Origin of the sequence: Pseudochrobactrum asaccharolyticum, assembly GCF_003314995.1 — a bacterium.
In the GTDB taxonomy this organism is placed as follows: domain Bacteria; phylum Pseudomonadota; class Alphaproteobacteria; order Rhizobiales; family Rhizobiaceae; genus Pseudochrobactrum; species Pseudochrobactrum asaccharolyticum.
On the sequence record NZ_QNRH01000006.1, the window covers coordinates 18,680 to 39,757 of the forward strand.

The 21,078-nt window shown below is 52.8% G+C and carries 15 protein-coding genes; 10 read left to right on the forward strand and 5 right to left on the reverse strand.

The window, feature by feature from the left end; translation table 11 throughout:
* Positions 1 to 5: 5 nt before the first annotated feature.
* Together pdxY and DFR47_RS15075 are read left to right on the forward strand one after the other, a co-directional pair.
* A complete protein-coding gene (gene pdxY / locus DFR47_RS15070; protein ID WP_113945245.1) occupies positions 6 to 890 on the forward strand; it encodes a pyridoxal kinase PdxY in 885 nt (294 codons plus the stop codon).
* Positions 891 to 1,145: 255 nt separating this feature from the next.
* Complete coding sequence (locus tag DFR47_RS15075) at positions 1,146 to 1,832, forward strand: carbonic anhydrase (RefSeq protein WP_113945407.1); 687 nt, start codon at positions 1,146 to 1,148, stop codon at positions 1,830 to 1,832.
* Between the two features lie 64 nt (positions 1,833 to 1,896).
* On the opposite strand, the gene DFR47_RS15080 is transcribed toward DFR47_RS15075, so the two are convergent.
* Positions 1,897 to 2,694: a lytic murein transglycosylase gene (locus DFR47_RS15080; protein WP_245416595.1), complete on the reverse strand. Its 798-nt coding sequence runs from the start codon at positions 2,692 to 2,694 to the stop codon at positions 1,897 to 1,899.
* 566 nt (positions 2,695 to 3,260) lie between these two features.
* On the opposite strand from DFR47_RS15080, the gene ffh reads away from it, so the two are divergent.
* The 8 genes from ffh (at position 3,261) to DFR47_RS15120 (ending at position 14,566) form a co-directional block, all read left to right on the forward strand.
* Entirely contained in the window at positions 3,261 to 4,835 is a 1,575-nt protein-coding gene (gene ffh / locus DFR47_RS15085; protein ID WP_113945247.1) for a signal recognition particle protein, read from the forward strand.
* Positions 4,832 to 5,149: a chorismate mutase gene (locus tag DFR47_RS15090; protein WP_210207321.1), complete on the forward strand. Its 318-nt coding sequence runs from the start codon at positions 4,832 to 4,834 to the stop codon at positions 5,147 to 5,149. The genes ffh and DFR47_RS15090 overlap by 4 nt, the downstream gene beginning before the upstream one ends.
* A 104-nt stretch (positions 5,150 to 5,253) precedes the next feature.
* Positions 5,254 to 5,673, forward strand: a complete 420-nt coding sequence (gene rpsP / locus DFR47_RS15095; RefSeq protein ID WP_113945249.1) for a 30S ribosomal protein S16 — start codon at positions 5,254 to 5,256, stop codon at positions 5,671 to 5,673.
* Between the two features lie 209 nt (positions 5,674 to 5,882).
* Positions 5,883 to 6,512 (forward strand): LemA family protein, encoded by a 630-nt coding sequence (locus DFR47_RS15100; RefSeq protein WP_113945408.1) that lies wholly within the window; start codon positions 5,883 to 5,885, stop codon positions 6,510 to 6,512.
* A gap of 129 nt (positions 6,513 to 6,641) precedes the next feature.
* Positions 6,642 to 7,469 (forward strand): TPM domain-containing protein, encoded by an 828-nt coding sequence (locus DFR47_RS15105; RefSeq protein ID WP_170137519.1) that lies wholly within the window; start codon positions 6,642 to 6,644, stop codon positions 7,467 to 7,469.
* A gap of 12 nt (positions 7,470 to 7,481) precedes the next feature.
* Positions 7,482 to 8,129: a TPM domain-containing protein gene (locus tag DFR47_RS15110; protein ID WP_113945250.1), complete on the forward strand. Its 648-nt coding sequence runs from the start codon at positions 7,482 to 7,484 to the stop codon at positions 8,127 to 8,129.
* Between the two features lie 194 nt (positions 8,130 to 8,323).
* On the forward strand, positions 8,324 to 13,078 hold the full coding sequence (locus tag DFR47_RS15115; protein ID WP_113945410.1) for an NAD-glutamate dehydrogenase: 4,755 nt from the start codon (positions 8,324 to 8,326) through the stop codon (positions 13,076 to 13,078).
* Between the two features lie 138 nt (positions 13,079 to 13,216).
* Positions 13,217 to 14,566: an MFS transporter gene (locus DFR47_RS15120; protein WP_113945251.1), complete on the forward strand. Its 1,350-nt coding sequence runs from the start codon at positions 13,217 to 13,219 to the stop codon at positions 14,564 to 14,566.
* Between the two features lie 52 nt (positions 14,567 to 14,618).
* Here the strand turns inward: DFR47_RS15120 and purH are convergent, their stop codons facing one another.
* The 4 genes from purH to htpX all read right to left on the reverse strand — a co-directional run bounded on the left by purH (position 14,619) and on the right by htpX (position 20,889).
* A complete protein-coding gene (gene purH, locus DFR47_RS15125) occupies positions 14,619 to 16,232 on the reverse strand; it encodes a bifunctional phosphoribosylaminoimidazolecarboxamide formyltransferase/IMP cyclohydrolase (RefSeq protein WP_113945411.1) in 1,614 nt (537 codons plus the stop codon).
* A 148-nt stretch (positions 16,233 to 16,380) separates the two neighbouring features.
* Positions 16,381 to 18,108: a heparinase II/III family protein gene (locus DFR47_RS15130; protein ID WP_113945252.1), complete on the reverse strand. Its 1,728-nt coding sequence runs from the start codon at positions 18,106 to 18,108 to the stop codon at positions 16,381 to 16,383.
* Between the two features lie 283 nt (positions 18,109 to 18,391).
* A complete protein-coding gene (locus DFR47_RS15140; protein ID WP_374788404.1) occupies positions 18,392 to 19,852 on the reverse strand; it encodes an RsmB/NOP family class I SAM-dependent RNA methyltransferase in 1,461 nt (486 codons plus the stop codon).
* Complete coding sequence (gene htpX, locus DFR47_RS15145; RefSeq protein ID WP_113945255.1) at positions 19,849 to 20,889, reverse strand: zinc metalloprotease HtpX; 1,041 nt, start codon at positions 20,887 to 20,889, stop codon at positions 19,849 to 19,851. The genes DFR47_RS15140 and htpX overlap by 4 nt, the downstream gene beginning before the upstream one ends.
* Between the last annotated feature and the right edge of the window lie 189 nt (positions 20,890 to 21,078).

A 21,078-nucleotide genomic window follows, 5' to 3' on the forward strand; every position in this document is an offset into this window, starting at 1 on the left:
TTGTTATGACTGCTTTTGAGCCGACCAGCACCAGTGCCGTAATTGTCATTTCCAGCCATGTGGTGCGTGGCTCCATCGGTAATCGGGCAGCAGTTTTTGCACTGGAGCGGCTGGGGCATCCGGTATGGGCTGTGCCGACAGTGATCCTGCCGTGGCATCCGGGGCACGGACCAGCCGGACGGATTATCCCTGATGATGCACAATTTTCAACATTGATTGCCGATCTGGAGCGTGCGCCGTGGCTTGGGGAAGTCAGCGCAGTGCTGACCGGCTTTATGAGCAATGCCGCTCAGGTCAAAGCTGTGGCGCAACTGATCGCAACCATGAAGGCCAGCAACCCGCAGCTGCAATATATCTGCGATCCGGTTATCGGTGATACAAAAGGTCTGTATGTGGCGGAAAGCACGGCAGTTGCCATTCGCGATCTGCTGTTGCCGCTGGCGGATATTGCAACGCCCAACCGGTACGAACTGGGCTGGCTGACGGGGACTGAACCAGCTGATAATCAGCAATTGATGGAAGCTGCATTGCGGGCAGGGCCCGATACAATGCTGGTGACCTCCGCTTTTGCGATGATGCGCGATAGTATCAGTAATGTGTTGGTGACGCGGACACAGGCACTGATGGCGGAGCATCGCATCGTGCAGGGGCCTGGCAACGGAATGGGTGATCTGACATCCGCATTGTTTCTCGCCCGCAAGATGAGCGGCATGAATGACGAAAAAGCACTGCAAATGACCACGGCTGCGGTGTTTGAAATTCTCGCGCGTGCTGCCAAGCGTGGTGCCGATGAGCTGATGCTGGAGGCTGATGCGGCGAGTCTCGAGCGGCCGATGGCCATGGTGCAATTGCGCCGCCTTGCCCATCCTAATCACGGAATGAGCGCCTGACCGGCGCTCATTTTCGTTGAGATGTTATAAAACGCTAAAAATTTTGTAGATAATATTAATTTTGATAGATTGTTTTTCCGATGCGGAAATAAGCGAAAATCATCCGTTTTTTGATGAAAACGGGTGATTTTCACATTATTTGGCATAAGAATCGTGCAAAAATGCACCGGAAATTTACACGCAGAATGCTGAGCGGTGCAGATTTAAGCGTAATCTTTGATTGATCTTGGCGAAATATGGGTTTATCGAAAAATCATGGTAGATCTTCCAGACACACTCCTCGCCGGTTACCGCAACTTTATGGCATCGGATTTTGCCGATGAAAGAATGCGTTATAAGGAACTTGCAGATCAGGGGCAGACACCAGAGACAATGGTGATTGCCTGCTGTGATTCCCGAGCAGCACCGGAAATCATTTTCAATACCCGTCCGGGTGAAATTTTTGTTCTGCGCAATGTCGCAAACCTGATCCCGCCTTATGAGCCGGATGGCGAATATCACGCCGCTTCCGCTGCTTTGGAATTTGCGGTCCAGAGCCTCAAGGTTAAGCATATTGTTGTGCTTGGTCATGGCCGATGCGGTGGTATCAAAGCAGCGCTGGACACTGAAAGCAGCCCGCTTTCGCCAGGTGACTTTATCGGTAAATGGATGAGCCTGCTGGCACCAGCCGCAGAAACAATCACATCCAATTCGCTGATGACCCAGACCGAACGCCAGACAGCATTAGAGCGTATTTCAATCCGCTATTCGCTGAATAATCTGCGCAGTTTCCCATGTGTTGATATTCTGGAGAAAAAGGGACGTCTCTCTCTGCATGGTGCATGGTTCGATATTTCGACCGGCGAATTGTGGGTGATGGATTCGCAGACAGGCGATTTTATCCGTCCTGATACGGATGAAATGCCGGTGCAAGCTGAAAGTAGCGAAGCACCTGTTGAGTGAAATAAAATCAGGAATATAAAAAACCGGCTTTTCAGCCGGTTTTTTATTCGTTTGTTGCGGCTTATTATTTGCCGTCGATTGCCTGACCCATAATGGCAATGGCCTGCTGGTATACGGTAGCCGCATTCCAACCCTGAATGGCGCCATAGTTTGGCTGACCCTGCTGGTAGCCTGCGCCTGCGCGCCAGCCATGTGCTTTCAGGAAGTTGGCTGTTGAAGCCAGTGCGTCAGCGCGGGAATTGACCATGTCGATATGGCCGTTGCCATCGCCATCTGCACCATATTTGATAACGCTGGATGGCAGGAACTGTGTCTGGCCGATTTCACCGTGCATAGCGCCGACTGCATTCGGGCTGAGATCACCGCGCTGAATTAGCTGCAGGGCTGCATAAAGTTCATTGGTGAAGAATTCGGAACGACGGCAGTCATAAGCCAGTGTAGCTACAGCCGACAGAGTATGCTGCTTGCCGAGATAGTTACCGAAGCCGGTTTCCATACCCCAGATTGCCAGCAGAGGACCCGCAGGCACGCCGTAGCGCTGTTCAATCTTGGCAAACAAAGCAGCATTTTGCTTTTTCATGCTTTTGCCGCGGCTGATGATTGTGGTTGAACCACGCTTCTTCATGAAGTCATCGAGAGACAGTTTGAAGCTTTTCTGATTGCGGTCAGCATTAATGGTTGCTGTGGCATATTTTACATTGTCGAGAGCTGACAAAGCGTTGCCTTTAATGCCGCGGCCTGCTGCTTCTTTTTTGAATTCCTGCACCCATGCAGGGAAGCCGGCGCCGGTATTGCCGCATTGTGCTGCCTGCGCAATGCCGGACAGAGCCATTACACCGATTGTACCGCCTATAACGGCCATTGTCAGGTTGCGGATAGAAGATTTGATAGTCTTTGACTGCATGAAGCTGCCTCGTTAGAACTTTTATCAGGGGCTTTATAGATTTATATGATTAACAGGGATTTACAGAAAACTATAGTTTTGATGCTGTTCTGCCTGAATTCATATTTAATTCAAGGCGATGTCTGCTGAATGTGTTGTGAATGAGACACAAAATGGTGGCGATTGCGTTTAAGTTCGACTGCGTTTTTCAGGTCACACTTATAATGCGCTGAAAAACTGATTCCTATGGCAGTGATTTTAGCTGGGGTCCGTATTGTGCTTTTTACGTGCAAAAGCTTGACTCATAAACCGCAGATCATGTAAAGAACGCGCGATAATTCCGCTATGAGTATAAGTTCTCAGGCAGCCGACCGGGACCCGTATGGTATAAAGAGATCCCGGAGGTCAACATCCGACAGCGCAATGCGCCCTCGGGTGCTGTTTTGCTTTGAACATAGTTTCGGTTTTAAACCGTTGCTTTATAGGATTACGGAATGAACCTGCACTCAGATCCGGCCGATCTGAACAGAGATTAGGAAATTTAGATGTTTGATTCACTTCAGGAGCGTCTTGGCTCCATTCTGAACGGTCTGACCGGACGCGGCGCTCTCTCCGAGGCTGACGTTGCCGGCGCGTTGCGTGAAGTGCGCCGTGCGCTGATTGAAGCGGACGTGTCGCTGGAAGTGGTTCGTTCATTCACTGACCGTGTACGTGAAAAAGCGGTTGGTGCGGAGATTCTCAAGAGTATCAAGCCGGGTCAGATGGTCGTTAAGATCGTTCATGACGAGCTGGTTGAAATGCTCGGCACCGAAGGTGTGACCGTTGATCTGAACGCACCGGCGCCGGTTGTCATTATGATGGTTGGTTTGCAGGGTTCGGGTAAAACCACGACTACAGGTAAACTGGCCAAGCGCCTGACAGATCGTCAGAAGAAAAAAGTTCTGATGGCATCGCTGGATACACGCCGTCCTGCCGCGCAGGAACAGTTGCGCCAGCTCGGAACGCAGGTCAGCGTTGATACATTGCCGATTATCGCCGGTCAGTCACCGGTAGAGATTGCCGCGCGCGCCGTACAGGCTGCCAAGCTCGGCGGTCATGATGTGGTGATTCTCGACACTGCTGGTCGTACACATATCGACGAGCCGCTGATGGTGGAAATGGCGGATATCCGCAAAGCCGCCAATCCGCATGAAATTCTGCTGGTCGCTGACAGCCTCACCGGTCAGGACGCTGTTAATCTGGCGCGTAACTTTGATGAGCGCGTTGGTATCACCGGTATCGTTCTCACCCGTATGGATGGTGACGGTCGTGGCGGTGCTGCACTTTCGATGCGCGCAGTGACCGGCAAGCCGATTAAGGCAATTGCTACCGGCGAAAAAATGGATGCGCTGGAGGAGTTTTATCCGAAGCGTATCGCTGACCGTATTCTCGGCATGGGCGATATTGTTTCGCTCGTTGAAAAAGCGGCTGAAACCATTGATGCTGAAAAAGCAGCGGCAATGGCAAAAAAAATGCAGGCCGGCAAGTTCGATATGAACGATCTCGCTGACCAGCTGAAACAGATGAAAAAGCTGGGTGGCATGGGCGGTATCATGGGAATGATGCCGGGCATGGCAGGCATGAAAGACAAGGCAGCTGCTGCCGGTCTCGATGATAAATTGTTTGATCGTCAGCTCGCAATTATCGGTTCCATGACCAAAGCTGAACGCGCTAATCCTGCTGTGCTGAAGCACAGCCGCAAGCAGCGTATTGCCAAAGGTTCCGGCACCAGTGCCGCTGATATTAACAAGTTGCTGAAAATGCACATGCAAATGGCTGATATGATGAAAGCCATGGGCAAGGGCAAAGGCGGCATGATGAAACAGATGATGGGCGGTCTTGCCAATAAGATGGGACTTGGCGGTCTCGGTGGCATGGGTGGCCTTGGCGGCGGTATGCCAGATCTGTCGAATATGGATCCGAAACAGCTGGAAGCTCTGCAGAAACAGGCAGAAGCAGCCGGTTTTGGCAAAAGCGGCGGTCTTCCGGGATTGGGCGGCGGTATGGGCTTGCCAGGTCTTGGTGGTCCGAAACTTCCGGGTCTTGGCGGCGGTCTGCCTAATCTGCCTAAGAAAAAGTGAGCATCATGAGCGAAGAACAGACAATCCCTGCCGAACTGCTCGCCCTGCGCGGATCAATTGATAATATTGATGCGGCGCTGATCCATATGCTTGCTGAGCGTTTTCGCTGCACCAAAGCTGTTGGTGTTCTGAAAGCCGAGCGCGGACTTGCCGCTGCTGATCCGGCTCGTGAGAAACGTCAGGTTGAACGTCTGCGTAATCTTGCGCAGGACGCCAGCCTTGATCCTGATTTTGCTGAGAAATTCCTGAACTTCATTGTGAAGGAAGTGATCCGGCATCATGAGCATACCGCTGCAAATCACACCGGACAGTAATGTTCGTTTTTGCGGTGTAAAAAACCATTACGTCCGTATTAACGGTCGTATTTCAGAAATTGTTGCTGAATAAGTGACACGACATAAACTCTAAGGAAAACACTATGTCCCTGAAAATCCGTCTGGCACGTGCCGGTTCCAAGAAGCGCCCTTACTACCACATCGTTGTTGCTGACGTTCGCGCACCACGCGACGGTCGTTTCATCGAAAAGCTGGGTTCATGGAATGCAACCTTGACTAAAGAAGAAGATCGCGTTTCCCTGAATGCAGAACGCATTCAGTATTGGATCGGTCACGGCGCACAGCCAACAGACCGCGTTCTGCGCTTCCTCGCACAGGCTGGTCTTGCCAAGCGCGACGTACCAAGCAACCCAACCAAAGGTCTCCCAGGCAAAAAAGCTCAGGAACGTCTGGCAATGGCTAAGCAGGCTGAAGAAGAAGCAGCTGCAAAGGCTGCAGAAGCCGCTGAAGCAGCAGCTGCTGCCGCTGCTGCGCCTGCTGAAGAAGCTCCTGCTGCAGAATAATTCTGAAGCATTCGCATTTACTGCGTAATTAAAAATACCGTGCCTCTGTAAAGCGGCACGGTATTTTTTTGTCTAGAAATGCCTGCTTGAGGGGCTGTGCTTGATTTGTATTTTGCGCATTTATTAAGTGTGTATTTTCAAATGGGATTTTGCGTATTATTGATTGATGAAGAGCATGCGTTATGCGTGGTGAAGATGAGGAGATACCTATGACCGGTCAAACATCTGCTGCGGCCACAGCTCCGCTGAAATTACGTCCGCTTCTGACACTCGTTTTATTGATGTTTATGCCGCTGCTGGCAGCCTGTGGTTTCAATACCATTCCGACCAATGAGGAAAAGGCCAAAGCTGCGTGGAGCGAAGTGCTCAACCAGTATCAGCGCCGCACCGATTTGATTCCTAATCTGGTGGAAACAGTCAAAGGCTATGCGTCCCATGAACAGGAAACGCTGACAGCGGTGATTGAAGCCCGCTCAAAGGCTACCCAGACACAGATTTCGCCGGAAATGCTGAATAATCCGGAGATGTTCAAACAGTTTCAGGAAAATCAGGCCAATCTGAGTAGCGCTCTGTCGCGACTGATGGTTGTGGTTGAGAAATATCCTGATCTGAAAGCTAATCAGAACTTCCTTGCTCTGCAATCGCAGCTGGAAGGCACAGAGAACCGGATTGCTGTGGCACGCCGTGATTATATCGAGGCCGTACGCGTTTATAATACCGGCCTGAAGACCATGCCGACGATGCTGTGGAAGACATTGTGGTTCTGGAATAATGAGCCGATGCCGACTTTCACTATTGATCCGGCCTCGCAGGCCGCTCCTAAGGTACAGTTTAACTGATAAAGGCGGGCAGGAGTAATCCTGCCCGTTCTGCTTTCGCTGACAATTTAGGAACACGGTATGATTTCTGCCCGTATCACAGGCAATCACATCATTCCGGAACATTCTGTTTTCCGGTCTGTATTGAAGATGCTTTTTGTGGTCATGCTGATGGCATTGGCGAGTGTTGCTCATGCACAAAGCACGGATAAGCCGGCAATTGCTTTGACGGATCGTGTGGTGGATGCGGCTAGCGTTTTGTCTTTTGCACAACAGCAGGAACTGATTGCCAAGCTCAGCGCTTATGAAAAAGAATCCTCGGATCAGATTGTGGTGGCAACGGTTCCAAGCCTCAATGGCATGGATATTGAGACCTATGCCAACCGGCTCTATCGCGCATGGGCAATCGGGCAGAAAACCGAAAACAACGGCATATTGCTGCTGGTTGCGCCTAATGAGCGTAAAGTGCGTATTGAGGTCGGCTACGGGCTGGAGGGCACCGTAACCGATGCTCTGTCAGCGATTATTATTCAGAATGCGATCATCCCTGAATTTCGCAATGGCGATTACGGTGCAGGTATTATCAAAGGTACCGACGATATTTTACAAGTATTGCGCGGCGAAGGAGCGGAGTTACAGGCACGCGCCAAGCGTAACCAAAAGGAAGCTGCCGACCAGACGGATTGGGTTGAAGTTATCTTTCTGATTTTCTGGATTAGTATTTTCTTCGGCGGTTTTGGTTTTACGATACTGGCTCCTGTCTTTGGTCGCAAAATCGGCCCCGGCCGTTATGAATGGCTGGGGGTAACAATTGCTCTTGGCGGCGGCGGCGGCGGTGGTGGTGGTGGCGGATCATCGGGCGGGGGCGGCTTCGGCGGCGGATTTGGTGGTGGCTTTGGCGGCGGGTCGTCAGGCGGTGGCGGCTTTTCCGGTGGCGGTGGTTCATCGGGCGGCGGCGGTGCATCGGGCAGCTGGTAGGGGAATGAATGGATGACACAATATCAGCGAAACCGGATTTCTCCTGAAGATCGTCAGCGTATCGGTGCAGCAATCCGCAATGCGGAAGCGCAAACCGGGGGTGAGATTTATGCCGTGCTGGCGCAACGCAGCGATGATTATTTTTACGTTTCCGGTTTTATTGCCTGCTGCGGCATGCTCGTAACCGCAGTTATCGCGGCCTTTGTGGCACATTATTACTGGTTTGATTTATCACTGCCGAAATTCGCATTAGCAATTCTTGCTGCCTTTATTTGTCTGATCGTACTGCTGGCGCTTGTGCCGGCCTTGCGGATGGTGCTGGTGCCGCATCGCGTGCGTTACCGGCGGGCACACCTCAATGCTGTGCAGCAATTCGTAGCGCGCAATGTGCATTTGACCAGCAAGCGTACCGGTATTTTATTGTTTGTTTCTCTGGCTGAACGCTATGCGGAAGTGGTGGCTGATGCGGGGATTAATGCCCGTGTGGATCAGCAGGAATGGAACGCTATTGTTGCCACGCTGAGTAGTCACGCAGCACAGGGCACAGTGTCGGAGGGCTTTATTGAAGCGATTGATAAAGCCGGCAAATTGCTGGCTCAACATTTCCCAAAAGAAGCGGGCGATGAAAACGAGCTGGAAGACCATCTGGTGGAATTGTAATTCATTTCACTTTTGCTTGTTTTGCAGAGAAAAATAACAAATTAGCGGTTTTTTTGTCACAATTTGATTGCTACTTTTAAAATCAGAGCAGGCCGAAGGGAATTCAGGCAGTAGCGGTCTGTATAATGAGGAGTTCACCAGTGAGTGCCGATACAGACCAGAATGCGCAGGCCAAATTCGTTGTCGATCATCAGATGATTTCTGATCCTGTGGCTTCTCAATTTGCAAAACTTTTATTTGAATGGGCACCTTTGGAGGATATCGCGGCCTATGATGCCGGCGATATGGAAGAGGCTGCCAAACTGGCGCTGAAAGCGCTGGGTTCCTATCAGGCTGATAAGCCTGTCATCAGCGTTGATAATGACAGTATTCTGCGCCGTCGCGGGCGGCCGCTGACCGTGGTGACACTGATCAACCGCAATATGCCGTTTCTGCTCGATTCCACCATGGGTGAGATTCTGGAGCGTTCCGGCATGGTCTATATGGTCGTGCATCCGGTGCTGAATGTGGCTTTCAACAGCAGCACCTATGAAGTGCATGGCGAAGTGACTGCCGGTCAGACGATTGCAGGAACAGAACAGGTCAGTGTTATTCAGCTGCATCTGCCGCAACTCGATGAGACTGCCCGTGCTGCGCTGGAACAGGCGCTGGGGCAGGTTCTGGCGCAGGTCTATGCGGCTGTCAGCGACTGGAAACCGATGCTGGCACGCCTCGACGAGGTGATTGCCTCTTATAGTGCGGTCAAAGGCTTGTCGGATACGGCAGAGGGGCGTGAAGCCGTTGCACTGCTCAAATGGCTGCGCGACGGTAATTTCACTTTCCTCGGCATGCGTGAGTTCCGCTACGAGGCGGATAAAGGCACGCTCGTGCAGGCAGACAAGCCGTCTCTCGGTATTCTGCGCGATGAGGCTCTGCGCGTTCTGCGTCAGGATCAGGACAATGCGTCGATCACGCAGGAGTTGCAGGGCTTTCTCAAAGGCTCTGAAAGTCTGCTGATTACCAAGGGCAACAGCCGCTCATTGGTGCATCGCCGTGAATATATCGACTATATCGGTATCAAGCTGTTTGATGCCGAGGGTCGGGTGACCGGTGAAATGCGTCTGGTCGGCTTGTTCACTTCGACCGCTTATACATCTTTCCTGAGCACGATCCCTTATCTGCGCGGCAAAGCGGAAGCTGTGATTGCCCGACTTGGTTTTAATGCGGCTGACCATTCCGGCAAGGCGCTGGTGCGCGTGCTGGAGGATTATCCGCGCGATGATATGTTCCAGATTGATGTGGATGCGCTGACTGATCATGCAGAGCTGATTGTGGCGCTGGATGAACGTCCGCGTGTGCGTGTCTTGCCGCGTATTGACCGGTTCAGCCGCTTTGTCAGCGTGCTGGTTTATCTGCCGCGCGACCGCTATGACTCGGTGGTACGTGAGGCGATCAGCAATTACCTGATGGATGTCTATCACGGGGAATCCGTCGAGTTCCATCCGGTCTTCCTTGATAAAGGCGTGACCCGCGTTCAGTTCATAATCCGCCGCCACGATGGCAGCGTTGCGGAAATGGCGCGTGAAGCACTGGAAAAGCAGATCCGCACCTTTGTTCGCACATGGGAAGACGGTGTGCGTGACGCAGCAGATGAAAGCTCGCAGACTTTTGCGCCGCGTGTCATCAGTCTGGCTTCCGGTTTCCCTGAATCCTATCGGGAGACTTTCAATGAATCCGAAGCACTGATTGATGCGGTGCGTATTGAAGCGCTGACAGAGCAAAATCCACTGCATGTGGATTTCTACCGCTATGACACTCAGGAGCCGCAGGCAGCTTTTCTGAAACTCTATCATTTCGGTGAGGCGCTGGCGCTGTCGCAACGCGTGCCGCTGCTGGAAAATATGGGCTTCCGTGTTATCAGCGAACAGACCTTCACTTTACCGGTGCAGACTGCAACAGGCGGAAAAAACACTGTCCACGTTCACGATATGCTGATTGTCAGTGCATCGGAAAAGCCTGTCGATCTCAGTGATGACGGTGATCTGCTGGATGATGTATTCCGCACCGTATGGAGCGGTCAGGCGGATAATGACGGCTATAACGGTTTGGCACAAAGCGGACGTCTGACCGCGCGTCAGATTATGATCCTGCGTATGTATGGCCGTTATCTGCAGCAGGCCGGTATTACCTATTCGCAGGATTTCATTGCTGCGGCGCTTAATCGTTATCCGGATATTGCCGCGCATCTCTACACCTTGTTTGATCTGCGCTTTAATCCGGCACTGGCCAAACAGGCGGATACAGAGGCGAAAGAACGCGCAATTGCTGAAGCCATTGAAACGGCTTTACAGGCGGTGCCAAGCATTGATGATGACCAGATTTTGCGTCGTTACCGCAATCTGGTTGAAGCTTCTCTGCGCACCAATGCCTATATGCATGACCTTGAGGGCAATGCGCCGGTGACTTTGGCGGTGAAGCTTAATCCGCGTGCCGTAGATGGGCTGCCGGAACCACGACCTTATCGTGAAATCTTCGTTTACGGCCCTGAAGTGGAAGGTGTTCACCTCCGCTTCGGTGCCGTGGCGCGTGGTGGTTTGCGTTGGTCTGATCGTGCACAGGATTACCGCACGGAAGTGCTGGGTCTGGTGAAGGCACAGCAGGTGAAGAATGCGGTGATTGTGCCGGGTGGCGCCAAGGGCGGTTTCTATCCGAAGCGTTTGCCGGTTGGCAGCGATCGCAATGCGGTGTTTGAAGCCGGACGCGCTGCTTACATTACCTTCATTTCCACCATGGTTTCGATCACCGATAATATTATTGAAGGCAAGATTGTGCCGCCGGTTGATGTTATCCGCCAGGACAGCGATGATCCGTATTTCGTGGTCGCAGCAGATAAGGGCACAGCCACTTTCTCTGATACGGCGAATGCAATCAGTCAGGCGCAGCATTTCTGGCTGGATGATGCTTTCGCTTCCGGTGGTTCTGCCGGTTATGATCATAAGAAAATGGCCATTACTGCCCGTGGCGCATGGGAAGCGGTGAAACGTCATTTCCGTGAAATGGATATTGATATTCAAACCACACCTTTCACAGTTGCCGGTGTGGGCGATATGTCCGGTGACGTGTTTGGTAACGGCATGTTGCTGTCACCAAAAATCAAACTTGTGGCCGCATTTGACCATCGCGATATTTTCATCGATCCGATGCCGGATATTGATGCCGGTTTCACGGAGCGTCAGCGCCTGTTCAATGTGCCACGTTCCAGCTGGCAGGATTATGACCGTTCAAAAATCTCTGCGGGTGGCGGTGTGTTCAGCCGTTCGCAGAAGGTTATTACGCTGTCTGAAGCCGCAGCTGAGGCCATTGGTCTGGGTAAACTGACCGCAACACCGAATGAAGTAATCGGTGCCATCCTGCGCTCGCAGGTTGATCTGTTGTGGTTTGGCGGTATCGGCACTTATATTCGTGCAGCCGGTGAAAGTGATGCACAGGTTGGTGATCGTGCCAATGATGCGATCCGTATTACCGGTCGCGAGGTACGCGCCAAGGTGATCGGTGAGGGTGCCAATCTGGGGGCCACCCAGCGTGGCCGTATCGAATACAGCCTCAATGGCGGTCGTTGTAATACCGATGCGATTGACAATTCGGCTGGTGTGAATTCGTCGGACGTTGAGGTCAATATCAAGATTGCCCTGACACCAAGCCTGCAGGATGGTCGCCTGACCCGTGAGGCACGCGATGTGCTGCTGGCACAGATGACCGATGAAGTGGCCGCACTGGTGCTGCATAATAATTATGAGCAGCCGCTGGCTCTGTCGCTGGTTGAAAAACGCGGTGCATCCGAACTGCCATATCTGATGCGGATGATGTCGTCTCTGGAGCGCCGCAAGCTGCTGGATCGCAAAGTAGAATATCTGCCGGATGATCAGGTGCTGGCAGACCGCCAGAAACGTGGCGAGGCTCTGACCCGTCCTGAGCTGGCCGTGCTGTTGGCCTATGGTAAAATGGTCTTGTGCGATGATCTGATTGCGAGCAATCTGCCCGATGATACCTATCTGCATTCGCGCCTATTCGGCTACTTCCCGCAGGAAATGCAGGAGCGTTTTGCCAAGGATATTACCCATCATCGTTTGCATCGTGAAATCATTGCAACGCTCTTGTCCAATGATGCGATTAATCGTTGTGGGCCAAGTTTTGTCAGCCGTCTGAATGATCTGACTGCTGAAGCGCCGGCAGAAATTCTGCGGTCTTATGTAGCTGTGGCCGATGGTTTTGAAACCGAGCAGCTTTATCAGGCGATCAATGCGCTGGATAATAAGATCTCCGGTAAAGTGCAGAATGAGTTCTATGCGCTGGTGGGCGAAATGCTATTTTCAACCACCGCATGGGTGCTGCGTAATAACCGCTTTGATGCAACATTGAGTGAAATGGTCAGCGCGGTGAAGCGGACACGGATGGCGCTGGAACCGAAGCTTGAAGAGCTGATGCCTGATTTTATCTCCGATATGATCACTGCGGATACGGCAAAATATATTGCCAAGGGTGCGGGAGAAGCGCTGGCGCGCAAACTTGCCCGTCTGCAATCGGCTAAGCTGATGGCAGATATCGCGCTGATTGCCTATCAGGGCAAGGCAGAGCTGATGACAGCTGCAACCGCTTACTTCAAAATTGTCGATGCTTTCCGCATTGCCAATATTGAGAAAGCTGCATCTGTTGTACCGGTGACGGATTATTATGATGGTCTGGCATTGTCGCGCGCCACAGACACAATCACACAGGCAACCCGTGCTGTGACGATGGAAGCGCTCACCAAATTCAAAGGTGAGGCTGATCCGGTACAGAGCTGGCTGACCCGCGATGCCGAGCGGATTGACGGTGTGCGCCAACGTATGATTGCGCTGACGGAGGGCGGGGATTTGAGTGTTTCCCGTCTCGCAGTGGCAGCCGGTTTTATGGCTGATCTTGCGGGCTGATTATCGCCAGAGTGATGACATAACAGAAAGGGCTGGTGTTAAACTGGCCCTTTTGTTTTAAATAAGCGCACTGATTGATATGAGGGCAGTGATTTGAGCATCACACATCCGTCTGCAGAGCGACCGGCACAGGGCAGCATGTGGAACAAAGGCATATGGGGTTGGATGTTTTTCGACTGGGCGGCTCAGCCGTTTTTTACTGTCGTCACCACCTTCATTTTCGGCCCTTATTTTATCTCCCGTATGTCGGATGATCCGGTGGCAGGGCAGGCGGCATGGGGCTACGGCGTGGCTTTTGCGGGCATCGTCATCGCAATCCTGTCTCCGGCACTGGGCTCGATTGCTGATAAAACCGGTGCGCGAAAGCCGTGGATCGGTTTCTTTGCCATTATCAAAATCATCAGCCTGTCTTTGCTATGGTATGCCGAGCCGGGATCAAGCTATGTCTGGGTATTGCTGGCCTTCATCTGCGCTTCCGTTGCCGCAGAATTCTCCATTGTTTTCAATGATTCTATGATGCCGAGACTGATCCCTGCTTCGCATATCGGGCAGGTTTCCAATTTCGCATGGGGGCTTGGTTATCTTGCCGGAATGATTGTGCTGATCTTTGTGGTGACGTGTCTGGCAGCTTCACCGGAAACCGGCAAAACGCTGATCGGTATCGACCCGTTCTGGCATCTGGATGCTTTGAAAGGTGAGGATGCCCGTATCACAGGGCCGATTGCGGCGCTGTGGTATCTGATTTTCATTCTGCCGATGTTTATCTTTACCCCTGATCAGAAAAAAGGCATGGGTCTGAAAGCTGCCATTGGTGAAGGTCTGGCAGAGCTGAAAGAAACCCTGCATGAAGTGCGCAAAAAGGCGGCTCTGTTCCGTTTTCTGATCGCACGGATGATCTATCAGGATGGCGTCAATGCACTGCTGGCACTGGGCGGCGGTTTTGCTGCGGCCATGTTCGGCTGGTCGATCACCGAGATTGGTCTGTTTGGTATTATTCTCAATGTCGTGGCAATTTTCGGCTGCTGGTTTGCCAGCTATGTCGATAGCTGGTTCGGCTCAAAATGGGTGGTTGTGGTCTCTTTGGTGCTGTTGCTGATCGCCACCTTAGGCATTGTGTCCACGGGGCCGGATTACACGCTTTACGGTCTGGTGCATTTCCCGCCGGACAGTAATACAGGACTGTTTTCCTCCGGCGGGGAAAAAGCCTATCTGGCTTTCGGGATGTTGATCGGCATTGCCTTCGGGCCGGTACAGGCGGCTTCCCGCTCGTGGTTTGCCCGCAGTGTCGAACCGCATGAGGCAGGGCGATATTTCGGTATTTATGCGCTGGCCGGACGCGCAACCAGCTTTTTGGCACCGTTTCTGGTGGCGAGCATGACAGCAGCCAGCGGCTCACCACGCCTTGGTATTGCCGTGCTGGTGCTGTTCTTCGTGGCTGGTTTATATCTGGCGGTCAGAACACCTTATCCGGCTAAAAATCCTGTTTAACGCAAATAAAAAAGGCGGCTGAAAAGCCGCCTTTTTCGTTCGGATATATAGCTTAGTGGCGGAAGTGGCGCATGCCGGTAAAGACCATAGCAATGCCGGCTTCATCAGCAGCTTTAATCACTTCATCATCGCGCATTGAGCCGCCTGGCTGGATAACCGCTGTGGCACCGGCTTCAACAGCCGAGATCAGGCCGTCAGCAAACGGGAAGAATGCATCGGAGGCAACAACTGAGCCTTTGGTCAGTGGTTCACCGCCAGCTACTGCTGCTGCATCTTCTGCCTTGCGTGCTGCAATACGGGAAGAGTCGATGCGGCTCATCTGGCCTGCGCCGACACCAACAGTTGCGCCGTCTTTAACATAGACAATCGCATTGGACTTGACGTGTTTGGCAACACGGAAAGCAAATTTCAGGTCGATCATTTCCTGTTCGGTTGGTGCACGCTTGGTCACGACTTTAAGGTCGAGATCATCAACATTGCCATTGTCACGGTTCTGGATCAGCAGACCACCGGCAACGGTTTTAGCCGCAATGCCCGGTGCGCGGACATCCGGCAGACCGCCGGTTACCAGCAGACGCAGGTTCTTCTTCGCAGCAACAATGGCCTGTGCTTCCGGTGTTGCATCCGGTGCGATAATCACTTCAGTGAAAATCTTGACGATTTCCTCAGCAGCTTCCGCATCCAGTGTACGGTTGAGAGCGACAATGCCGCCGAAGGCTGAAACTGTATCGCAGGCATAGGCCTTGAGATAAGCCTCTTTCAGCGATGTGCCTTCAGCCACACCGCACGGATTGGCATGCTTGATAATCGCAACGGCTGCGACCTTCGCCGGATCAAATTCTGCCACCAATTCATAAGCTGCATCGGTGTCATTGATATTGTTATAGGAGAGCTGCTTACCCTGAAGCTGGGTGGCGGTAGCCACGCCGGCGCGGGTTTCACCGGTCAGGTAGAAACCGGCCTGCTGGTGCGGGTTTTCACCATAACGCATCACGGAATGCAGTTTACCGGCGAGTGCGCGGTGCAATGGTGCTTCTTCTTTTGTGGTTTCAGCAAACCAGCCCGAAATTGCAGCATCATAAGCAGCGGTACGGGCAAAAGCCTTACCGGCCATGCGCTGACGGAAGGCATAAGGCAGGGAACCATTGCCGGCTTCCAGCTCAGCGACAACGCTGTCATAATCGTTAGGATCGGTGACGATGGTCACATAGGCATGGTTTTTGGCCGAAGCGCGGATCATTGCAGGGCCGCCGATATCGATATTCTCAACGGTGGTGTCGTAATCACCGCCCTGATAGCGCACTTCTTCAAACGGATAGAGATTGATCACAACCAGATCAATGCCGGTAATATTATGGGCTTCCATCGCCGCCACATGTTCCGGATCATTACGCACGGCGAGCAGACCGCCGTGAACGCTCGGATGCAATGTTTTGACGCGGCCATCCATGATTTCAGGGAAATTGGTGATTTCCGAGACGTCGCGCACAGGAATACCCGCTGCTGCGATGGATTTGGCGGTGCCGCCGGTGGACAGAAGCTCAACGCCCTTTGCGTGCAATGCGCGGGCAAAGTCTACCAGACCGGTTTTATCCGATACGGAAAGCAGTGCGCGGCGCACAGGGAAAAGATCAGGAGCGGGAATATGTTTGGAGCTGACAGCCATGACGGTCTCTTTGTGCTTTATGTCAGGAAAATGCGAAGCGCTGCTGGCATCCAGGCCAGCGGCAGGCATTCCGGTTAAAGTGGGACCAGAGCCACCTACCACAGCAGGTGACGGAATCCTATTCCAAATCAGCAGATTTGAACATCTGTCACACATATTGACCAAGGCCGGTGCGGGTAAAGCGCCAGCTGACGTGATCACTCTCTGTCGCAGAGAAGGTCAGCACGATCTGGCGTGAGCGTACGGGGCCACGGAAACCGGCGAAGAAAATGGAATCTTCGAGCTGTGGCATGACATCGGCACAGGAAAATGCCCAACTGTCATCGTGATCGGCAGTCAGATGCACCACGCCGTCTTCATCCATACGGATATAAACCTGCGGATGGATATGAAAACGTACAGTCACCAGATCGGAATGCGGTTTGTTTTTACCATTACGCGTGGTTTTCAGATGCGACTTGATAAACCGGTCAACACCTTCAATCAGGCTGCCATTATGCGACAGCACAACCTGACGTTCATGGGTATAGCCGAACAGCCGGACATAACCGTCATGGCTGGCGACGAAGCCCTGTTCACCCATGCCCTCCAGCCGTTCACGCCGGACGCTGGTCGGGCCTGCGATAATCGGTGTACCTAGAACGCTGGAAATGCTGGAATTGAGGCTGAAACGGCACGAGGATGTGTCGTTGATCGTGGCCGTTGAATGAGCCGCAGTCGTGCGGCCAAGCGGGCGAAATTCCGGCGGGCCGAAACGATCGATACCGGAATTGACAATATAGCGCTGACGGCCGGAGGACATTTCAAACGCCAGACAACCGGCATGGGCATCGCGCGAGGCGGTCACCGGTGGCGGCAGGCCGGTATCGGCAATAATAGTGGTGGAACCCATGCAGAGGCGCTCATAGCCGGAATGCGGCGCATGGGTCAGCGGTGCGCCGTCGGTCTCGTCATGACGCAACACAGAAATCAGCCGTTCCGGCAAGGTCGGGCCGACACCGTTGAACAGAGCCAGACTGCCGTCCTGATGACGGAAAAAGCGCAAAGCAGGCAGCATGCGCTCAACGGTTTCAATCAGCGCTCTCGGCGGATTTTCATTGCCATTGCTATAGGTCTGGCGCAATGGCAGCAGATCGGCCAGCAGTTCCAGAACTGATACGGGATTGCGCGAAATATGGCCGCCATCGGCCAGTATCTGCCGGTTCAGCTCATATTCGAGATGACGACGGGCAGAGCGCGCCATGGATTGAGAGACGGGCAGAGCAAGGCTGGCAAAGGCCAGCGCAATACGGGCACGTAACTTATCTTCACCATCATCCATCACGCCGGTCATCGTGCGCAGGTATCGCACCTGCATTGCCAGCGAGCGCATGAATTTGCGATAGGTGGCAAGATCAGAGGTGGCCAGAATAATATTGGAATGCTGCAACCAGGCGATAATGCGCTGTGCGGTAATTTCCGGCGACCAGGCAATGCCCTCAATACGTTTGCCATGCATGCGGATCCAGTCTTCGACCAGAGCGCGGGCATTGACCATTGCCAGTTCTGTTCCGGCGGCGCGCATATTGCGCAGCCAGCCGAAGGAATGCAGTGCGGATTCCCATGCATCAGTCGGTGGTTCAATGGCAAATGGGGAGATGCCGCCGGTTTCGACCAGACGACCGGCCAGTGCATAGCGACCGTGATAAAATTCCTGTGCCAGCTGAGGATCGGCAACCCGCAAATCCGGCGGTGCAATCAGCACGCGCTCAGGTGTAAAGCCGGAAAAACGCCAGCGAAACATCGGGCCGCGGCGCACACGTCTGCTGAAACGCCGCCAGCTTTGGGCGACAGCAAGTGTCCACAGGTGCGGGGTTTCGCTCAACGCGACATTCACGGCAGGGTACTCCTTAGAGCATGTCGCACTCAAATAAATTCATTTGAGCTACCGCGAACATGCGACAATTAAAAAAATCCGGAGCGAACACAGCGGGTATGATTAAACGCGGCAGGCTCCGGAGCATCTCAAAGCCGGAAGAATGCCCGGTGATGATATGCTGCTTATTAATGCGCTATGATCTATCATTCCACGGCAATAGTGAACTCTTTGTTAACCAAGAGCTGCGGAATGATGTGGATCAGCACGTTTTTTACGAAACAGATAGATTTTTAGGCGTTTCTCAAGACTGACGACGGAAGCGAGCAGCAAAGAAACCATCAAGACCGGCCATCTTTGGCTCATCATGAGGCAAATCAGCAGGTGTTGAACGCAGGAAGCCCTGATCTGTGATCAGCTGTTCCATTCCCTTCAGCTCTTCGGGCTTGAATGGTTCAGCTTTCAACACGCCTTCCGCCAGAATGGCCTGTGCCATGTCTTCGCCTTCTTCGCGATTGAGCGAGCAATTGGAGAAGACGATAATGCCGTCCGGTTTCACCAGAGAAATTGCATGACGAAGCAGTTTGGCCTGTACCTGTGCCAAGCGGACAATGTCGTCCGGTGTTTTTGTCCAGAGCACATCAGGGTGGCGGCGTACTGTGCCGGTGGATGAGCAAGGCGCATCGAGCAGAATGGCGTCAAACAGCTCATCCGTCTGATAGTCAAGAATATTGGTTGCAATCAGTTCTGCGTCCAGTTGCAGACGATCAAGATTGCTTTTCAGGCGCTTCAGGCGGTTCTTATTAATATCAAATGCGGTGACTTTGGCACCGGCCATAATCAGCTGTGCGGTCTTGCCGCCGGGGGCAGCGCAAAGATCGGCAACGCGCTTGCCTTTAATATCGCCGAGTAATGTAGCGGGCAGGCTTGCAGCAGCATCCTGCACCCACCATTCACCTTCTGCAAAACCTTCCAGTGCGGTGAGGGCACCTTCAAAAGAACCGAGGCGCACGGAGCCGTTTGGCAATAATGTACCGCCGAGCTTTGCAGCCCATTCTGCCGGATTGCTTTTAACCGTCAGATCGATGGAAGGTTCATAGGCCTGCATTGCCAGAATAGCTTCGGCCTGTTTCTGGCCATAGGTTTTGGTCAGGCTTTCAATATACCAGTCAGGGCCGTTGGAGATTTTCAACTCGATAGCGCGCTCTTTATTACGGGTAAGGCGGCGCAGCACGGCATTGACAAGGCTGGCATATTTGCGGTTGCGCGGGTCGATATTGGCAGAGGTCACAGCCAGATCAACCGCTGCATGATCCGGTACATCGAGATAGAGGATCTGTGCCGCACCGACATGCAGCAATTGCTGCAAGGCAGTCGCATTGGCAGGCAGCGGACGATCAAGAAGCTTGCACAATGCAGTTTCAATGGTGTTACGGTTTCGCAAAGCTGTGCCGAGAATGGCGCGTACCAGTGAACGGTCGCGATCATCCAGTTCCATATATTGCGGGTGGCCGTGATGGGCATCAGTGAGACCATCCAGCGAGGTGTTTTTAGCAACCACGGCATTGAGCAGTTTGGCCGCGCACTGGCGGACATTCAGTCCCGGATGCTCTGCTTCAAGTTTCGCGCGATACTCGGTTTCAGACAGTCCCAGCGTGTGGTCTGCTTTGGGTGCAGCCGGTGTCTGACCTTGGCCCTGCTTTTGAAACGGCTTCTTATGCGGATGGAAGCCGGTGCGTTTAGCGGCAGGTTTGTTATCGCTCAAGACCATGGTCCTTTATAGGGTTTTTCCGGCTCGTCATCCGGTGCAGAGTCGCTGCCTGCGGCTTGTCCCCACGGATTATTCCGTGTCGGGGTGCTGCGCGGGCGGCTCTGTGATTGGTTCGTTGTCGGGCTATATGCACCAGACTGACGGTTCTGAAAACCATTATCTGTATTATCATAGACAGAATTAATGCCCATTTCCTGCGCAATACCCTCCAGAGCAGCAATACGGTTTGCCGTATCCGGATGGGTCGAGAACAGATTATCCGCACCACGACCGCTTAAAGGGTTGATAATAAACATATGAGCAGTTGCCGGATTGTGCTCAGCTTCTTCATTCACAGTTTCATGGGCGCCGCGCGCAATCTTGTTCAAGGCAGAGGCCAGCCATAGCGGGTTGCCACAGATTTCCGCGCCGCGCCGGTCGGCAGCATATTCGCGGGTACGGCTAACGGCCATTTGCACAATCATGGCCGCAAAAGGGGCAACCAGCATAGCGACAATGGTGCCGATTGTGCTCAGCAAATTGTTGTTTTCACGATTGCCGCCGAAGAACATTGCAAAATTACCGAGCATGGAAATCGCACCGGCAAGGGTTGCGGTGATTGTCATGGTCAGTGTGTCGCGGTTTTGTACGTGCGCCAGTTCATGTGCCATCACGGCAGCAACTTCCTGTTTGTTCAGGCGTTGCAACAGGCCGGTTGTGGCGGCAACGGCAGCGTTTTCAGGGTTGCGGCCGGTCGCAAAAGCATTGGGCTGGTCTTCATGGATAATATAGATGCGTGGCTGCGGCAGACCGGCACGGTCTGACAATTCGCGTACGATACGGTAATATTCCGGCGCAGTATTTTCATCCGCTTCCTGCGCATTATACATACGCAGCACCATCTTGTCGGAATTCCAGTAGCTGAAGAAGTTCATGGCGACCGCAACGGCCAGAGCGATCATCATGCCGCCAGAGCCGCCAATCAGATAACCGATACTCATAAACATGGCTGTCATGAAGGCAATCAGCATGAACGTGCGCATCATGTTCATTCAGTATCTCCGTTCCGGTTGGTAAATAAGGTCATTTTCATGTGATGATAAAATGGGGATGGCACACTATATCTTCAATACGACAAGGGCTATGATAGCAGTCTAGTTTCTTTAGTTTGTCGCATTATCACGACGTTAAATGTGTAAATGCTCAAGCCCATTCTTATATATGCCGCAGATCGACAGGAT